A 372-nucleotide genomic window follows, 5' to 3' on the forward strand; every position below is an offset into this window, starting at 1 on the left:
CCCGCCGGATGGCATTGGGCCGCAAGCGCGCCTTTGTGTCAGGCCCGGCGCCAAGATCGAAACCGCCTGGTATGTCTGCGCGCAAGGCAGAAAGAAAATCATGCAGTTTTATGGTTTCAGGGCGTTCGGATCCGGTCAGCCCTCGGGCAAAGGTCAGCGTTGCATCGACCATGCCCTGCATTTCCTGTACCGAGGCCACAAGGCTGTCGCGGGTTTCCTCATCATCGACCATCTCGGCGCGCACCCGCAGGGCGGTCAGCGGTGAGCGCAGGTCGTGCCCCAAAGCGGCAAGCATCCGCGTGCGGTCCCCCACAAAGCGAGTCAGGCGGTCCTGCATCCGGTTGAAAGCACGGGTAAGATCGCGCACCTCGC

General features: G+C 63.2%; 1 protein-coding gene. It reads right to left on the reverse strand.

The genetic code is table 11. The features are described from left to right. Window positions 1–372, reverse strand: a 372-nt coding sequence (locus C6W91_RS21335; RefSeq protein WP_370571633.1) for a histidine kinase dimerization/phospho-acceptor domain-containing protein, incomplete at both ends; no start/stop codon positions are given.

This window comes from Phaeobacter sp. SYSU ZJ3003 (assembly GCF_041300735.1).
Classification (GTDB): domain Bacteria; phylum Pseudomonadota; class Alphaproteobacteria; order Rhodobacterales; family Rhodobacteraceae; genus Phycobacter; species Phycobacter gallaeciensis_A.